Source organism: Streptomyces aquilus, from assembly GCF_003955715.1.
Lineage (GTDB): Bacteria > Actinomycetota > Actinomycetes > Streptomycetales > Streptomycetaceae > Streptomyces > Streptomyces aquilus.
The window spans coordinates 4,176,289-4,191,974 of the sequence record NZ_CP034463.1; the positions used below are offsets into that span (position 1 = coordinate 4,176,289).

A 15,686-nucleotide genomic window follows, 5' to 3' on the forward strand; every position below is an offset into this window, starting at 1 on the left:
GTTATGCCGAGGTCTCGGTCTCCGAGATGCTGGCGCCGGCCGGCATGACCGCCACCAGCGCCACCAGCGAGGCGTCCAACGGGCCCTGGTACATGCGGACCTCGTCGACCGCGCCGGAGAAGTACTCCCCCGCGGTGGCGCCGGCAAGGTTGCGCCCGACCTGGAGACGCGTGGTGCTGAAGTCCCAGGTGTTATCCCAGGCGGCATCAGCCACCGCGACCCCGTTGACGTACAGAAGGACGTCGCCGAAGACAGCGTTGTAGACGAGGGTCAGGTGGTCGCCGTCGCCCTCCGAACTCGGCCGGTCACCGGCGTCGAGGATCGTGGTCGTCACCGGCGACGAGGAGTCCGCATCGGTCACCACCAGCCGCCAACGGGCTTCGGCCGCCGAGTACTTCACCCTGATCGCACTGCCCTTGGTGCCGGTCAGCGCCAGCACCGTCTCGTCCGCGGTCGGGCTCGCCGAGGCCAGCCGGGCACGGGCGGTCAGGGTGAAGCTGTCCTCCGCGGAGAGCGGTCCGGCCGTCGCGCGGGTGGCGTAGGCGTTCGTGCCGTTGAGGTCCAAGTGACCGTCTCCCCAGAGGGGTTCGGCCGGCGGCACACAGTCGGGGTCGGCCTCGGGGTCGCAGGAGTCGTTCGGCTGGTAGATCTTGGCGCCGCCGCCCAGGGTCAGGCTGGTGCCGCCGCCCGTTTCCGGGGAGAAGCGGGAAGCCTCTTCGTCCAGCTGCCAGTAGGACAGCTGGTGCGGCTGGATGCCGCCGATCTCCTGACCTTCGACGGGCGGAACAACCCGGTCGTAGAGTTTTACGTCGGCGACGCTGCCCTTGAGGGGAGCTGTGTAGCCGTCGAGGTCCAGCTTGCGGCCGACCTGCAATGCCCCGGAAGCGCTCCAGACGGACTGTCGGGCCTGGACGTCGTCAGCGACGACGTGGCCGTTGACGTACAGCATCATCTTGCCGAGCTCGTCGTCGTACACACCGATGAGGTGCGTCCAACTGTTGACGACAGCCGTCGCCCCGGAGACCTTCCAGGTGCCGAGGGACTCCATGTCGCTGACCGAGATGCGGAAGGTCCAAGACGCGCTGTCCACGTCGTAACCGAGCTCGAAGCCGGGCTGGCCGGTGCCGTCCTGGCTGACCACGGTCATGTTGGCGGTGGGCTTGGACGGCAGCTTCACCCAGGCGCTCACCGAGAAGGTGGAGCCGGTGTCGACGGCGGGCTTGCCCGCGTCCAGATAGGCGTTGTCAGTGCCGTCGAAGGAGGCTGCGGTGTCCGTGGAGCCGAGCGGTCCCTCGCCTCCGAAGGTGACGCCGGAACCGGCCGTGGCATCGGGTGCGCCGCTCGCACCGGCCGCCTTCGTCGAGCCTGCTGCGTCACCGAGGCTCCAGGCGGCGACCGGTGCGCGGCCGTCGCTGACCAAGAAGACATGTGAGGTCGGCGTCTTCTGCGGATTCCCGGCTCCGTCGACCGCCGTGACGGTCAGGGTGTACGAGCCTTCGCTCGGCGGCATCCAGCGGACGGTCGCCGGACCGCCGGTGGACTCCGCGGCGATCTTCTTCTTCGCGCTGTCGGCCTGCGGGCCGGTGAAGTAGTACGTGTAGCCGGTCACGTCGGTGGACGGCGAGTCCATCGTGAAGTTGCCGTAGTCGCCGACGCCGGCATGCCAGCTCTCGTCGTCCGGGTATTCGGTCGAGGTGACCTTGGCCGACTTCGGCTTGCTGGTGTCGTAGATGAACTCGCATCGACTCTGGTCACCGTCGGTGGACCAGGCGCCGTAGGCGGATGGGTCGACGGTGCCGTCCTTCTTGGTCGTGTCGTCCTTGCCGCGCACCGCCCAGGCGATGGTGGTGTTCGACGGGATGGTGAAGCCCGCCTCGCCGTCGCCGGTGACGTCCGATCCGATGGTGTAGTAGAAGGTGGCTTGACCGGTCTGGCTGCCCTTGGTCACGCCGACCGTGCTCTTTTTCGCCGTGGTGGCGTAGTGGACGACCTCGGTACCGGAGCTGTTGGTCCACCAGACCTTGAACTGCGCCTGAAGAGACTCGGTGTTGGAGCCCGTGTCGTTGTGGTCGTAGTCCTTGATGACGGCGGTGACTCGAGGCGCCTCGGTGACGTAGTGCTCGGTCGCACTGCCGTACTCGCAGGAACCACCCGGCTTCATCTTCAGGTCGTCCTGGTCGGGCTGGAGCGGCGGCCGGTTGTAGGTGACCTCCAGGTGCGCGTTGCCGCAGAACCGCTTCCAGTACGACGTGTCGGACTCGCTGCCCGCCTTCAGGCGGAACGTGGTGGTGTCCCAGCCGTTGTCGGCGGCCTTCTGGACGGTGCCCGTGACGTCGAAGCGGACGTTCTGGTTCGTGGAGGTGCACGAACCGGCGTTGTCCGTGGGCGACTTGGAGCCGATGGTCTCCTTCGACGACGGCTGGTTCGACCAGGTCGTACCGGAGTTGATCGCGCTCGCCCCGGAGCTGTTGACCCGGGCCAGCTGCACCTCGCGCGCGGAGCTGCTGTACGTGAATACCTGGGTCACGGCGAACTGGGCTTCGACAATGTGCTTGTCCTCGAAGGTCGCCGTGGGGATCGCGAAGAACTGCCGCTTGATGTCGGTGGCGGACGCGCAGAGGGCGGACACGTCGGACGGGCACTTGCCGACGCCCTCGTTGTCGTCGAACTTCCAGAAGGAACTGCCCGAGTAGTACGAGGACACCATGGTCCAGGCGCTGCGGTTGGCGGTCTTGACCACCGGGTCGATGTAGACCGGGTAGACGGTGTCCGCGTCGGTGAGCAGGTCCTGGTCGGGGGTGAGGGTCAGGGCGTCGTCCGAGACATCGACGGCGACGTCGGCGACCTGGGCGCCCTGGGGCGGAGTCGCGTCGGTGCCGGTGGGGGCTTCCGTGGTGTCCGTGCCGTCGCTCTTCTGACCGGCGGAGTCCCACATCAGCGGCTGCGGCGCCTCGAAGACCGTGCCCCCTGAGCCAGTGTCGGTGGCGGTCAGCCCGCCGCCGGAGTGCGCGGTGACATCCAACAACGAGGTGTCGACGGGGAGTTCGAGGGCGGCGAGCTCAGTATTGTCCGCCGCCTTCTTGGTCTTGACGACCAGGACGTGCGAGAAGCCTTCCGCGCTCGCGGTGACCTTGAGGTCGACTCCGGGCAGGACGTTCGCGTAGGTGGCGGTGGAGCCGTCCAGCTTCGGTTTCGGGAGCTTGCCGGGCCAGTCGAGGGAGAGCGCGCGCCCGTCCTTCTCGATCGACGCGAACGTCGGGTCGTCGCCACCACCGGAGAAGGACATGGCGGACAGCGTGGCCTTCGGCGCGATCGTACCGTTCTTCTGCTTGACCAGGGTGGTGTCGATGTCCGTCCACTCGCCGTTCTTGCGGGTGCGGACGGGCTGGACGTACTCCCTGGTCGTGAAGGTGCCGTTGGGATTGGCGACGGTGGTGCTGTACTCATCGCGCAGGCTGAGTATCTCGATCGGCTTGCCGGACTTCTCCGCCTTGGCCTGGGCGTCGTTCGGGGAGAGCGCCGGGGTGTCGGTGTCCGTCGCGGCCTCGGCGACGGTAGGGGCGGACACGACGCTCAGCCCCGGGGCGAGCAGGGCCGCCACGACTGCTGCGACGACAGAGCCGCGCCGCACCGAGGTGCGGGATCTCATGATGGTGTGCCTTCTTCTGCTGCTTCTCGGCTCAGTACTCATCGCATCGCTCCGAGTGCCGCGCCCGCGTCGGGCAGTCCGCCGGAGCCAGGCCGATAGGTGGTGGTCCCGGTGCTGGTCGTGCCATCGACATCGGTCCAGGACCGGACGTAGAGCACGCCCTTGGAGGTGGCTGATTCCTTGCTGTAGGGCACACCCACGTAGAGGTAGGTAGATCCGGCACTCAGGGCCATGCCCGTGTAGTCCCGCGCCGTCGCCGTGCCGGGCAGCCCCGAGCCCCGGGTCAGGATCTTGTCGGCGGTGCCGATGGCCGCGTCGAGTGGCCGGATGATGTGGACGGCCCCCGCGTCCTTGACCGTCCCCACGTCCTTGCCGGGTTCACCGACGGCGAGACGGACCGTGGCCGAGGTGGTCACGACGTTGGTGTCGGTGTTGGTGATCGCGACGCGCTGCCCCATGAAGTCACCGGCGACGGCATCGCCTTCAAGGTCAGAAGGAGTGTTGCCGTCCATAGCCGTGACCTGGGTGAAGGCACCGGACGGCTGGATGCGCACGACCGAGACACCACCTGCGTCCGCCGCTGTTCCGACATCCTCGCCCGGCACTCCGATGGCGAGCAGTACGTCGGAGTTGTACGTCTGGTCACTCGGCCGGTAACCGGTCATAGAGATCGAGGTGCCGAAACCGTCGTTGGCCTCCGGCGTACCGGTCATCCCGGTGCTGTCTTGGTCCAAGCCCAGGAGCGGCGTGGGTATGCCGCCGGAGAGAGTGTGGCTGAACACCTGGACGCCCCCGGCGAACTCCTCGTCGCCGATGGACTCCCCCGGGCTACCGACGGCGAAGTAGCGGTTGGTCCCGGCCAGCGAGGAGCCGAAGCGGTCGTTCGCCTCGATCGCGCCCGTCACTCCGGCGGAGTTCTGGGAGACGCCGATCCGGGTGCTGCCTTGGGCGTACTCGATCAGTCCGGCGTCGCTGTATGTCGTGCCGTTCACCGCGATGTTCTCTCCGGGGACTCCGGCGACCAGATACGGAGCGTTGCTCGCGGTCGTGCCTGCCTTGAGCGCGTAACCGAACCAGTCGTAGGCCTCGGTCGTGCTGATGGGGTTGAACTCGCCCTGGGTGTAGCCCTCAATCTTGGAGCCGGCACCTATCCCTGTGGCGGTGCCGTGGATGACGTAGATCGCCCCGGCGTCCACGAGTTGCGTGCTGCCGCTGGCGACATCCTCGTATGGTGCGGCCACGACCAGATCGGCGCAGCCGTCCAGATCGGCGTCATAGACGGCGTAGGAGGTGCCGAAGCCGTCACCGGTCTCCGGAGTCGCGGCCATTCCCGAGGTGGCCTGGGAGATCTCCGAGACACCCTTGCCGCCACCGAACACCACCCGCACGAGCCCGGCTCGTTTGGCACCGTTGACGGTGGCATCCGGGTCTGCGAGCACCGTGTCGCCCACGCCATCACCGTTGAAGTCGTTCGCTGTCCCCGCCGTACAGGTAGCCGCCACCGCCTCCGGCGATGTCAGCGTCACGACCCCCAAAGCGGCCAGAGACAAGCCCGCCAAAGCAGCCAGCCCCCTGGCCAGATGTGTACGCGTACGCACACTCCCACCCCTCATTATCTCTTCGGGCGCGCCAAAGTGAGGCAACCCTGTGAATGACGTAAGAGGAGAGTAAATGCGAGGAAAATGCAGACCGTCAACACTTTCCGAAAAACTGGCTGCATACAACAGGTACACAGAGAGTCATGATCCCCTCTTACGGGTTGCAAAGAGAGCGAAGGGGACTCTCAACTCTCAATCCGGACATAAAGCGGCCAACTTGGCCATCGACCGGCCAAGTTGGCTGATACTTCACATGATCCTCACCTGACACGTGCGGGGAGGTCATGATAGGTTCACGGAAAGTAAAAGATCTCCTTTGCGAACAGCTTCGGAACGTCCATCGCGACAGGTCTCGACGGACGCCGAATCGATTACGCATCAATTCTTCGACAAAGGACTTCAAGGCGCCGGTGCGGTAAATACGGCACTCAATTCCGCACCCGAGTCAAAACTTCGCTCAGTAAACGGTCCGCCAGTGCGCGGGCGGCCGGGTAGGGTCCGTGGAATGCCGAGAATCAAGGTCAGCGTGATCGTCCCCGTCTACAACACGGGCAAGTACGTGGACGAGTGCGCCCCGTCGCTGCTCGGGCAGAGTCTGCCCGCCGACGAGTACGAGGTCATCTACGTCAACGACGGATCGACGGATGACACGTTGGGTCGGCTGGAGAAGATCGCCGCTGAACACCCGAACGTCCAGGTCCACACCATGCCGAACTCTGGCTGGCCGGGCGCACCCCGCAACCTCGGCATGCGGCATGCACGCGGTGAGTACGTGCAGTTCGTCGACCATGACGACACGCTCGGGCCAGAGGCCCTGGAGCGACTGTACGAGCACGCCAAGCGGAACAACGCCGATGTGGTGATCGGCAAGATGTCCAGCACGATGGTGCGGCCCCGGCGGCTGTTCCGGCACACCGTGGACGCCTGCACTATCGAGAACGACGAACTCATGCAGAGCATGTCGCCGCACAAGATGTTCCGGAAGGCGTTCGTCGAGGAACACGGGCTGCAGTTCCCCAAGGGGCCCTGGATCCTGGAGGACCTGCTCTTCGTCAGTGCCGCCTACCTGAAGGCGGAGCGGATCTCGATCCTCGCCGACTATCCCTGCTACTACTGGATGAAGCGGGACGACGGCGGCAACAACACCCAGCACCGGTTCAACCCGAGGCACGGATTCTGGGCCAACGCCCGCACCATCGTGCGCCAGATCAAGGGCGGCACGACCCCTTCCGACGACATCGACGCACTGCAGAACCGGCTGCTGCACCGCCTGTACCACATCGAAGTCCTCTCCCGGGCCCGTGAGCCCGAGATCCTGCGCGAGGACCCAGCCGAACAGCGAAAGAGGTTCGACGCGGCCCGCGAGCTGGCGTTGGAGGAGTTCCCCCCGGCCGTACGGGAGGGTCTGCCGGCCGTGTCCCGGTTGCGAGCCCAACTCCTCGAGAATGGCGACTTCGACGGCGCCGTCGCGCTCGCCTCACGCGTCCGCGACGTGAAGGCCCGGAGTACCGTCGCCGGACTGCGATGGGAGGGCGGCGCGCTCGTCGCCGACGTCACCCTCGACCTGCTGCGCGGCGACGGCGAGCCCCTCACCCTCGTCGAGCGCGACGGCAAGTGGTGGCTGGACCCCGAGCTGATCGACGGTGTGCCCGGCGCCGAGGACGGCTGGGAGGTTCCCGATCCGTTCCGGTTGGCCTACGGCGAGCTGGTCGTCAAGGACCGCGACCGCGAGGACTGGTGGTACCCCGAGGGTGACCTCGAGGTGCGGCTGGTGCCGCTCGGCGACGGCCGCTCGCAGGTCGTCGCCACCGGGCCGCTGCACCTCGACCCCGAGCGGCTGGCCGGTGGCCGACCGCTGCAGCGCGGGGTGCACGACGTGTGGGCGTACGTCCAACTGCTGGGCGTCGACCGGATGCTCCGCGTGTCCGGCGACGAAGAACCGGGCACCCCGGCCACGTCGGGGCCCGCCCTGACCGGTGGCCGGCTCGCCATCCCGTACTGGACCGTCAAGGGCCAGCTCGCGCTCGACATCGACCAGCGTCAGCGCGAGCTCGGCCCCGACACGGACGCTCTCGTCGCCGCGAACCCCCAGCGCGCCCGACGCTCGCTCGGGCTCCCGTACATGGCCGCCGCGGCCGGCGCTCCGCTCCCCATCGAGGTGACCGTGGGCACCCTGAAGACCGAGGCCAAGCTGCTTCCCGGCGCCGACGGAACGGCGCGGCTACGGTTGCCCGCAAGACTGAAGAAGCTTCCGGACGGACGTCACCCGGTCACCTTCCCGAAGGCGGAGGCTCCGGTCGCCTACGCCGTCGTTCGTGACGGTGTGCTGCTGCGGCTGGAGGGTCCGGCGTACGAAGCCGGCGCCGGGCGGCGGTTCCTCGACGCGGTGGGTGACAACCGTCGGGTGCGGTCCATGCGGGGGCGGCTGGGCCGCTAGGCGCCGCCGTCCCCCGCCTTGCCGTAACGCCGGAACTCCGCCGTTTCCACCGTCCACGGCCCGAACGGCACCAAGTCCCCGAAGATGTAGGGGTCCTTGCGGGCGTAACGTCCCTTGCACGGGTCCGAGTGCACCTCGATGGTGCCGGTGCGCGGGTCGACGATCAGGTAGTGGGCGATGCCCATGGCGGGGTACTCGGTGAGCTTCTCGCCGTAGTCGTTGTTGGGGTTGGACGGCGAGACGATCTCGATGACGGCCAGGACTTCAGTGGCGTCGACAGCAAGGCCTTCTTCGTCGAGCACGTACTCCGGAATGACCACAGCATCAGGGCGACGCATGCGACCGATCTCCGGGTGCTCGATCTCGGGGCCGTTCTCACAGACGTAGCCGGGGTGAGTGGCAGGAAGCTGCTTGTTGAGCTGGTTACGAATGCGGCGGACCGTGCCCTCGTGACGCTTTGATGGGCACATCATGGCCAGTATCGGGCCCGACGGACCGATCTCTACGCTCCACGATCCCTCAAGGCGCTCAGCATGGGCACCGAGGTCTTCGGCGATCGCACGCATCTTCGCGTAGTCCATGAGCCAAGGATAGTGAGCAATTCGCCTCACGCTCATGCGATCCGACCCCCACAGAACCCGCCCAGCTTCCGGCCGAGCGACCCCCGCCCCCTGGACAAGATCTGAGGTTAGGCTAACCTACCTTCGAACTTGTCCGGCGGGCGTTTCGCCCCGTTCGAAAGCAGCCACACCATGTCCAACGCCAGAGCCACCCACCTCACCCGCCGTGGCATCCTCGCCGCGGGCGGCGCCCTCGGTCTGGGCGCCGTGCTCGCAGCCTGCGGTGACGACGACGCGAAAAGCGGTGGTTCTGACAAGGAGACCTCCGCGGCCAAGAAGTCCGGTCCCTGGACCTTCAAGGACGACCGCGGCACCGAGGTGAAGCTCGACAAGATCCCCACGAACATCGTCGCCTTCACCGGCGTCGCCGCCGCCCTCTACGACTACGGCATCTCGGTCAAGGGCGTCTTCGGTCCCACCAAGACCGCCGACGGCAAGGCCGACGTCCAGGCCGGCGACATGGACATCTCCAAGGTGGAGATCCTCGGCAACGTCTGGGACCAGTTCAACGTCGAGAAGTACGCCGCCCTCGCCCCGGACGTCCTCATCACCACGATGTTCGACGGCGCCGGCACCCTCTGGTACGTCCCGGCCGCCTCCAAGGACAAGATCGCCAAGCTCGCCCCGAGCGTCGGCATCTCCGTCTACGACCGCCAGCTGACCGCGCCGCTCCAGCGCATGTGGGAGCTGGCCGAGTCCCTCGGCGCCGACATGACGGCCGCGACCGTCACCGACGCCAAGAAGAAGTTCGAGGCCGCCGCGACCCGGCTGCGCGCCGCCGCGAAGGCGAAGCCGAACATCAAGGTGCTGGCCGGTTCCGCCAGCCAGGACATCTTCTACGTCTCCGGCACCAACCTCTCCATCGACCTCGAGTACTTCAAGGCCCTCGGCGTGAACTTCGTCGAGCCGCCGGAGAGCGCGAAGAAGGAGGGTGGCGGTTGGTACGAGTCGCTGAGCTGGGAGAACGTCGACAAGTACAAGGCCGACATCATCATGATGGACGACCGGTCGTCGACGATCCAGCCGGCCGACATCACCGAGGCGACCTGGAAGAAGCTGCCCGCGGTGAAGGCCGGGCAGGTCATCCCGCGGTCGCCGGAGCCGATCCTGTCGTACGACAAGTGCACGCCGCTTCTTGAGACCCTCGCGGAGGCTCTTGAGAAGGCCAAGAAGGTCAGCTGAAAAACGGGGCTTGATGTGGTGGGTGAGCTGCGGGCCGGTTGTGGCTGGTCGCGCAGTTCCCCGCGCCCCTAAAAGCGAAAAGCCTTGCCCCCTGCTAACTCAGGAGCGCACCCGTCATGACCACCGCCATCGCCGCCCCCTTCCGCTTCTTCTCTCTCCAAGTCGTGAGAACGCGGCAACTCGGCCCCTCCCTCGTCCGAGTCACCTTCGGCGGCGAGGAGTTGCGGGAGTTCCACTCCAACGGGTGCGACCAGTCCCTGTCGCTCTTCATCCCCGCCGAGGGGCGGACCGAGCCGGTCGTTCCGATCGAGCTCGGCGACGGCTGGTGGCAGGCCTGGCGTGAACTGCCGGACGACGTACGGGCGGTGATGCGGTCGTACACCCTCCGCGCCCTGCGCCGGGACCCCGACGAGATCGACATCGACTTCGTCCTGCACGGCGTCGAACCCGACGCCGCCACCCCGGCCGGGCCGGCTTCCCGCTGGGCTTCCCGTGCCTCCACCGGTGACCGCGTCCTCCTCCTCGGCCCCGCCATCGCCGACAACCGTGCCATCCGGTTCCGGCCGGCCGACGACACCGACCTCGTGCTCATCTGGGGCGACGAGACCGCCGTACCCGCCATCTCCGCGATCCTGGAGTCCCTGCCGGCCGGCACCCCTGCCCGGATCTGGCTGGAGGTGCAGCACGCCGAGGACATCCAGGACCTGATGACCGAGGCCGACGCCGAGATCACCTGGTTCGTGCGGGACCACGAGGGCACCGAGGGCTCCCCCATGGCCCTCGGCGCCATCCGTGACGCCCAACTGCCGCCCGCCGAGCGGCCGTACGTCTGGATCGCGGGCGAGTCGAGCCACATCAAGGCGCTGCGCCGGCACTTCGTCGGCGAGCGGGGCATCGACCGCCGCAGGGTCACCTTCGTCGGCTACTGGCGGCAGGGGATGACCGAGGAACAGCTCCGCGCCGCGGAGTAGCCCGCCGAGCAGCCCGCCCGACCCACCCCGCCCCCAGCCGCCGCACACCCATACCCGCACACGAGCAACTTAGGTTAGGCTAACCTAAGTAACGCGGACCACTGCTCCCCACCGGAGGACCCCCACCATGCGCTCGCACCTGCTCAACGACACGACCGCGGAGCAGTACCGCCGCTCCGTGACCGAAGGAATAGAGCGGGTGGCAGCCAAACTCGCCGCCACCGACCGACCGTTCACCGGAGTCACCGTCGACGACCTCGCCCCGGCCATCGACGCGATCGACCTCGACAAGCCGCTGCTCGACACCGGCGCCGTGCTCGACGAGCTGGAGGACGTCTACCTCCGCGACGCGGTCTACTTCCACCACCCCCGCTATCTCGCCCACCTCAACTGCCCGGTCGTCATCCCGGCGGTGCTCGGCGAGGCGATCCTGTCCGCGGTCAACTCCTCCCTGGACACCTGGGACCAGTCGGCCGGCGGCACCCTCATCGAGCGCAAGCTCATCGACTGGACGACCGCCCGCATCGGCCTCGGCCCCGCCGCTGACGGCGTGTTCACCTCCGGCGGGACGCAGTCGAACCTCCAGGCCCTCCTCCTCGCCCGCGAGGAGGCCAAGACGGACAGCGCGGCCAAACTGCGCATCTTCGCCTCCGAGGTCAGCCACTTCAGCGTCAAGAAGTCCGCCAAACTCCTCGGCCTGTCCCCCGACTCCGTGGTCAGCATCCCCGTCGGCCACGACAAGCGGATGCAGACCGTCGCGCTCGCCCGTGAGCTGGAGCGCTGCAAGGCCGCCGGGCTCGTCCCGATGGCCGTCGTCGCCACCGCCGGCACCACCGACTTCGGGTCCATCGACCCGCTGCCCGAGATCGCCGAGCTGTGCGCGCAGTACGGCACCTGGATGCACGTCGACGCCGCCTACGGCTGCGGACTGCTCGCGTCGGTGAAGTACCGCGGCCGGATCGACGGCATCGAGCGCGCCGACTCGGTCACGGTCGACTACCACAAGTCCTTCTTCCAGCCGGTGAGTTCGTCCGCCGTGCTGGTGCGGGACGCGGCCACGCTGCGGCACGCGACCTACCACGCCGAGTACCTCAACCCGAAGCGCATGGTGCAGGAGCGCATCCCCAACCAGGTGGACAAGTCCCTCCAGACCACCCGCCGGTTCGACGCCCTCAAGCTGTGGGTGACGCTGCGGACCATGGGCGCCGACGGCATCGGACAGCTCTTCGACGAGGTGTGCGACCTGGCCGTCGAGGGCTGGAAGATCCTCGCCGGCGACCCGCGCTACGACGTCGTCGTCGAGCCGACGCTCTCCACCCTCGTCTTCCGCTACATCCCGGCCGCGGTGACCGACCCCTCCGAGATCGACCGCGCCAACCTGTACGCCCGCAAGGCCCTGTTCGCCTCCGGCGACGCGGTGGTCGCGGGCACCAAGGTCGGCGGTCGCCACTACCTGAAGTTCACCCTGCTCAACCCCGAGACGACGACCGAAGACATCACCGCCGTACTCGATCTGATCGCCGGCCACGCCGAGCAGTACCTGGGAGAGTCCCTTGACCGCGCGTCCTGAAACCCCGTCCAAAACCCACGACTTCGTGGGCATCGGGCTCGGCCCGTTCAACCTCGGCCTGGCCTGCCTCACCGAGCCCATCGACGAACTCGACGGTGTGTTCCTGGAGTCGAAGCCCGACTTCGAGTGGCACGCGGGCATGTTCCTCGACGGCGCCCACCTCCAGACGCCGTTCATGTCGGACCTGGTCACGCTGGCCGACCCGACCTCGCCGTACTCCTTCCTCAACTACCTGAAGGAGAAGGGCCGGCTGTACTCGTTCTACATCCGGGAGAACTTCTACCCGCTGCGTGTCGAGTACGACGACTACTGCCGCTGGGCCGCGAACAAGCTGAGCAGCGTCCGCTTCGGCACGACGGTCGCCGAAGTGAGGTACGAGGACGGCGTGTACGTCGTCACGACGACCGCGGGTGACGTCTTCCGCGCCCGCCATCTCGTCCTCGGCACCGGCACCTCCCCCCACTACCCGGAGGCCGTGCGCGGTCTCGGCGGGGACTTCTTCCACAACTCCCAGTACATGCAGAACAAGGCGGAGTTGCAGAAGAAGGAGTCGATCACGATCGTCGGTTCCGGGCAGTCCGCCGCCGAGATCTACCACGACCTCCTCGCCGAGATCGACGTGTACGGCTACCGGCTGAACTGGGTGACCCGCTCGCCCCGCTTCTTCCCCCTCGAATACACCAAGCTCACGCTGGAGATGACCTCCCCGGAGTACATCGACTACTACCGCGAGCTGCCCGAGGCCACCCGCTACCGGCTCACCGCCCAGCAGAAAGGCCTGTTCAAGGGCATCGACGGTGATCTCATCAACGAGATCTTCGACCTGCTCTACCAGAAGAACCTCGGCGGACCGGTCCCCACCCGGCTGCTCACCAACTCCGCCCTGAACGGCGCCACTTACGAGAACGGCACGTACACCCTCTCCTTCCGCCAGGAGGAGCAGGAGAAGGACTACGACCTCCAGACGCAGGGCCTGGTCCTCGCCACCGGCTACAAGTACGCCGAGCCCGAGTTCCTGACCCCCGTCAAGGACCGGCTGCGCTACGACACCCAGGGCAACTTCGACGTCGCCCGCAACTACTCGATCGACACCACCGGCCGCGGCGTCTTCCTCCAGAACGCCGGCGTGCACACCCACAGCATCACCTCGCCCGACCTGGGCATGGGTGCGTACCGCAACAGCTACATCATCCGTGAGCTGCTCGGCACCGAGTACTACCCGGTCGAGAAGACGATCGCGTTCCAGGAGTTCTCCGTATGACCACCCCCCACACCTTCACCTTCCGCCCGCTCGACCCGCTCAAGGACGCCGAGCTGCTGCACGGCTGGGTCACCCATCCCAAGGCCGCGTTCTGGATGATGCAGGACGCGAAACTGGAGGACGTCGAGCGCGCGTACATGGACATAGCCGCCGACGAGCACCACCACGCGCTGCTGGGTCTCGACGCGTACGGCGTCCCCGTCTTCCTGATGGAGAAGTACGACCCCGCCCACCGTGAACTGGTGGGCCTGTACGAGCCGTTGCCCGGTGACATCGGAATGCACTTCCTCACCCCCGCGACCGACCGGCCGGTGCACGGCTTCACGCGGGCCGTCATCACCGCCGTGCTGGCCCACCTCTTCGAGGACCCGGCCGTCGAGCGCGTCGTCGTCGAGCCGGACGTCTCCAACACGGCCGTCCACGCCCTCAACGAGGCCGTCGGGTTCGTGCCCGAGCGGGAGATCCAGAAGCCGGAGAAGAGGGCGCTGCTCAGCTTCTGCACGCGCGAGCAGTTCACCAAGGCGGTGTCCGCATGAGCCTCGCCGACTCCGTCGCCCACCTCTCCCCCGAGCGCTGGGAGCAGGCCAACCGCCTCCTCGTCCGCAAGGCGCTCGCCGAGTTCGCGCACGAGCGGCTCATCACGCCGGAGGCCACCGCCGACGGCCGCTTCGAGGTCCGCAGCGACGACGGTCTGACCCGGTACGGGTTCACCGCCACGCGCCGCGCCCTCGACCACTGGCAGGTCGACGCCGACTCGATCTCCCGTCACCGAGACGGCGTCGACCTCCCCCTCGCCGCGCTGGACTTCTTCATCGAGCTGAAGAACTCGCTCGGCCTGAGCGACGAGATCCTGCCGGTCTACCTGGAGGAGATCTCCTCCACCCTCTCCGGCACCTGCTACAAGCTCACCAAGCCCCAGATCCCGGTCGCCGAGCTGGCGCGAAGCGGTTTCCAGGCCATCGAGACCGGCATGACCGAGGGCCACCCCTGCTTCGTCGCCAACAACGGGCGGCTCGGCTTCGGCATCCACGAGTACCTGTCGTACGCCCCCGAGACGGCGAGCCCGGTCCGCCTGGTCTGGCTGGCCGCCCACCGCTCCCGCGCGGCCTTCACGGCGGGCGTCGGGATCGAGTACGAGGCCTTCGTACGGGACGAGTTGGGCGAAAAGACCGTCGAGCGCTTCCACGACACCCTGCGCGCCCAGCGGCTCGACCCCGCCGACTACCTCCTCATCCCGGTCCACCCCTGGCAATGGTGGAACAAGCTCTCCGTCACCTTCGCCGCCGAGGTCGCCCGCCGCCACCTCGTCTGCCTGGGCGAGGGCGACGACGAATACCTCGCCCAGCAGTCCATCCGGACCTTCTTCAACACGACCAGCCCCGAGAAGCACTACGTCAAGACGGCGCTGTCCGTCATCAACATGGGCTTCATGCGCGGCCTTTCGGCGGCGTACATGGAGGCAACCCCCGCCATCAACGACTGGCTCGCTCAACTCATCGACAACGACCCCGTGTTGAAGTCCACGGGCCTGTCGATCATCCGCGAGCGCGCGGCCGTCGGCTACCGCCACCTGGAGTACGAGGCGGCGACGGACCGCTACTCGCCGTACCGCAAGATGCTGGCCGCCCTGTGGCGCGAGAGCCCGGTGAACTCCCTCCAGGACGGGGAGTCGCTGGCGACCATGGCCTCCCTGGTCCACGTCGACCACGAGGGCAACTCCTTCGCGGGCGCGCTGATCGAGCAGTCGGGCCTGACCCCGACCGAGTGGCTGCGCCGCTATCTGACGGCGTACTTCACCCCGCTCCTGCACAGCTTCTACGCCTATGACCTGGTCTACATGCCGCACGGCGAGAACGTGATCCTGGTCCTCAAGGACGGCGCCGTCGAGCGCGCGATCTACAAGGACATCGCCGAGGAGATCGCGGTCATGGACGTCGACGCGGTGCTCCCGCCGGCGGTCGAGCGCCTGCGCGTGGACGTCCCGGACGACACGAAGCTCCTGTCCGTCTTCACGGACGTCTTCGACTGCTTCTTCCGCTTCCTCGCCGCGAACCTCGCCACCGAGGGAATCCTGGAGGAGGACGACTTCTGGCGGACGGTCGCGGAGGTCACCCGCGCGTACCAGGCCTCGGTGCCGGAACTCGCCGACAAGTTCCGGCAGTACGACGTGTTCGCCCCGGAGTTCGCCCTGTCCTGCCTCAACCGCCTCCAACTGCGCAACAACCGGCAGATGGTGGACCTGGCGGACCCGGCGGGCGCACTCCAGCTGGTGGGCAACCTGAGGAACCCGATCGCCGGGTTCTGACCCCAGAGACAGGCGGGCGCCACGAGGTACGGTCCTTCGTGGCGCCCGCCGGCTTCATGCCGTCGAGGGGCGCGGGGAACTGCGCGACCAGCC

At 67.4% G+C, this 15,686-nt stretch carries 10 protein-coding genes; 7 read left to right on the forward strand and 3 right to left on the reverse strand.

Translation table 11 applies throughout. The annotated features are described in order from the left end of the window. Position 1: 1 nt before the first annotated feature. Both EJC51_RS19170 and EJC51_RS19175 read right to left on the reverse strand, forming a co-directional pair. A complete protein-coding gene (locus tag EJC51_RS19170) occupies positions 2-3,649 on the reverse strand; it encodes a LamG-like jellyroll fold domain-containing protein (RefSeq protein ID WP_126272209.1) in 3,648 nt (1,215 codons plus the stop codon). A gap of 38 nt (positions 3,650-3,687) precedes the next feature. Continuing rightward, positions 3,688-5,100: an FG-GAP repeat protein gene (locus EJC51_RS19175; RefSeq protein ID WP_244362733.1), complete on the reverse strand. Its 1,413-nt coding sequence runs from the start codon at positions 5,098-5,100 to the stop codon at positions 3,688-3,690. Between the two features lie 652 nt (positions 5,101-5,752). On the opposite strand from EJC51_RS19175, the gene EJC51_RS19180 reads away from it, so the two are divergent. Beyond that, the gene (locus EJC51_RS19180) at positions 5,753-7,684 is read left to right on the forward strand and encodes a glycosyltransferase family 2 protein (protein WP_126272211.1); all 1,932 of its coding nucleotides are present in this window, start codon (positions 5,753-5,755) and stop codon (positions 7,682-7,684) included. On the opposite strand, the gene EJC51_RS19185 is transcribed toward EJC51_RS19180, so the two are convergent. Beyond that, positions 7,681-8,265 carry a Uma2 family endonuclease gene (locus EJC51_RS19185; RefSeq protein ID WP_126272212.1) on the reverse strand — a complete coding sequence of 195 codons (585 nt, stop codon included), beginning with the start codon at positions 8,263-8,265 and terminating at the stop codon, positions 7,681-7,683. The genes EJC51_RS19180 and EJC51_RS19185 overlap by 4 nt on opposite strands. Before the next feature lie 171 nt (positions 8,266-8,436). Here EJC51_RS19185 and EJC51_RS19190 point away from each other — a divergent pair, with 171 nt between their 5' ends. From EJC51_RS19190 to EJC51_RS19215, 6 genes are all read left to right on the forward strand, one after another. Further along, on the forward strand, positions 8,437-9,486 hold the full coding sequence (locus EJC51_RS19190) for an ABC transporter substrate-binding protein (protein WP_126272213.1): 1,050 nt from the start codon (positions 8,437-8,439) through the stop codon (positions 9,484-9,486). A 116-nt stretch (positions 9,487-9,602) separates the two neighbouring features. Next, the gene (locus EJC51_RS19195; protein ID WP_126272214.1) at positions 9,603-10,457 is read left to right on the forward strand and encodes a siderophore-interacting protein; all 855 of its coding nucleotides are present in this window, start codon (positions 9,603-9,605) and stop codon (positions 10,455-10,457) included. Between the two features lie 127 nt (positions 10,458-10,584). Beyond that, positions 10,585-12,027, forward strand: a complete 1,443-nt coding sequence (desA, locus tag EJC51_RS19200; RefSeq protein ID WP_126272215.1) for a lysine decarboxylase DesA — start codon at positions 10,585-10,587, stop codon at positions 12,025-12,027. Then, positions 12,011-13,288 (forward strand): lysine N(6)-hydroxylase/L-ornithine N(5)-oxygenase family protein, encoded by a 1,278-nt coding sequence (locus EJC51_RS19205; RefSeq protein ID WP_126272216.1) that lies wholly within the window; start codon positions 12,011-12,013, stop codon positions 13,286-13,288. The genes desA and EJC51_RS19205 overlap by 17 nt, the downstream gene beginning before the upstream one ends. Further along, on the forward strand, positions 13,285-13,824 hold the full coding sequence (locus tag EJC51_RS19210; protein ID WP_126272217.1) for a GNAT family N-acetyltransferase: 540 nt from the start codon (positions 13,285-13,287) through the stop codon (positions 13,822-13,824). Before EJC51_RS19205 ends, EJC51_RS19210 begins: the two co-directional genes overlap by 4 nt. Further along, complete coding sequence (locus EJC51_RS19215; RefSeq protein ID WP_126272218.1) at positions 13,821-15,593, forward strand: IucA/IucC family protein; 1,773 nt, start codon at positions 13,821-13,823, stop codon at positions 15,591-15,593. The genes EJC51_RS19210 and EJC51_RS19215 overlap by 4 nt, the downstream gene beginning before the upstream one ends. The last annotated feature ends 93 nt before the right edge of the window (positions 15,594-15,686 follow it).

Coding starts and splice junctions, on each gene's coding strand:
- EJC51_RS19180 (WP_126272211.1), top strand. CDS start 5,753: ATGCCGAGAATCAAGGTCAGCGTGATCGTCCCCGTCTACAACACGGGC.
- EJC51_RS19185 (WP_126272212.1), bottom strand. CDS start 8,265: ATGGACTACGCGAAGATGCGTGCGATCGCCGAAGACCTCGGTGCCCAT.
- EJC51_RS19170 (WP_126272209.1), bottom strand. CDS start 3,649: ATGAGATCCCGCACCTCGGTGCGGCGCGGCTCTGTCGTCGCAGCAGTC.
- EJC51_RS19190 (WP_126272213.1), top strand. CDS start 8,437: ATGTCCAACGCCAGAGCCACCCACCTCACCCGCCGTGGCATCCTCGCC.
- EJC51_RS19195 (WP_126272214.1), top strand. CDS start 9,603: ATGACCACCGCCATCGCCGCCCCCTTCCGCTTCTTCTCTCTCCAAGTC.
- EJC51_RS19210 (WP_126272217.1), top strand. CDS start 13,285: ATGACCACCCCCCACACCTTCACCTTCCGCCCGCTCGACCCGCTCAAG.
- EJC51_RS19215 (WP_126272218.1), top strand. CDS start 13,821: ATGAGCCTCGCCGACTCCGTCGCCCACCTCTCCCCCGAGCGCTGGGAG.
- desA (WP_126272215.1), top strand. CDS start 10,585: ATGCGCTCGCACCTGCTCAACGACACGACCGCGGAGCAGTACCGCCGC.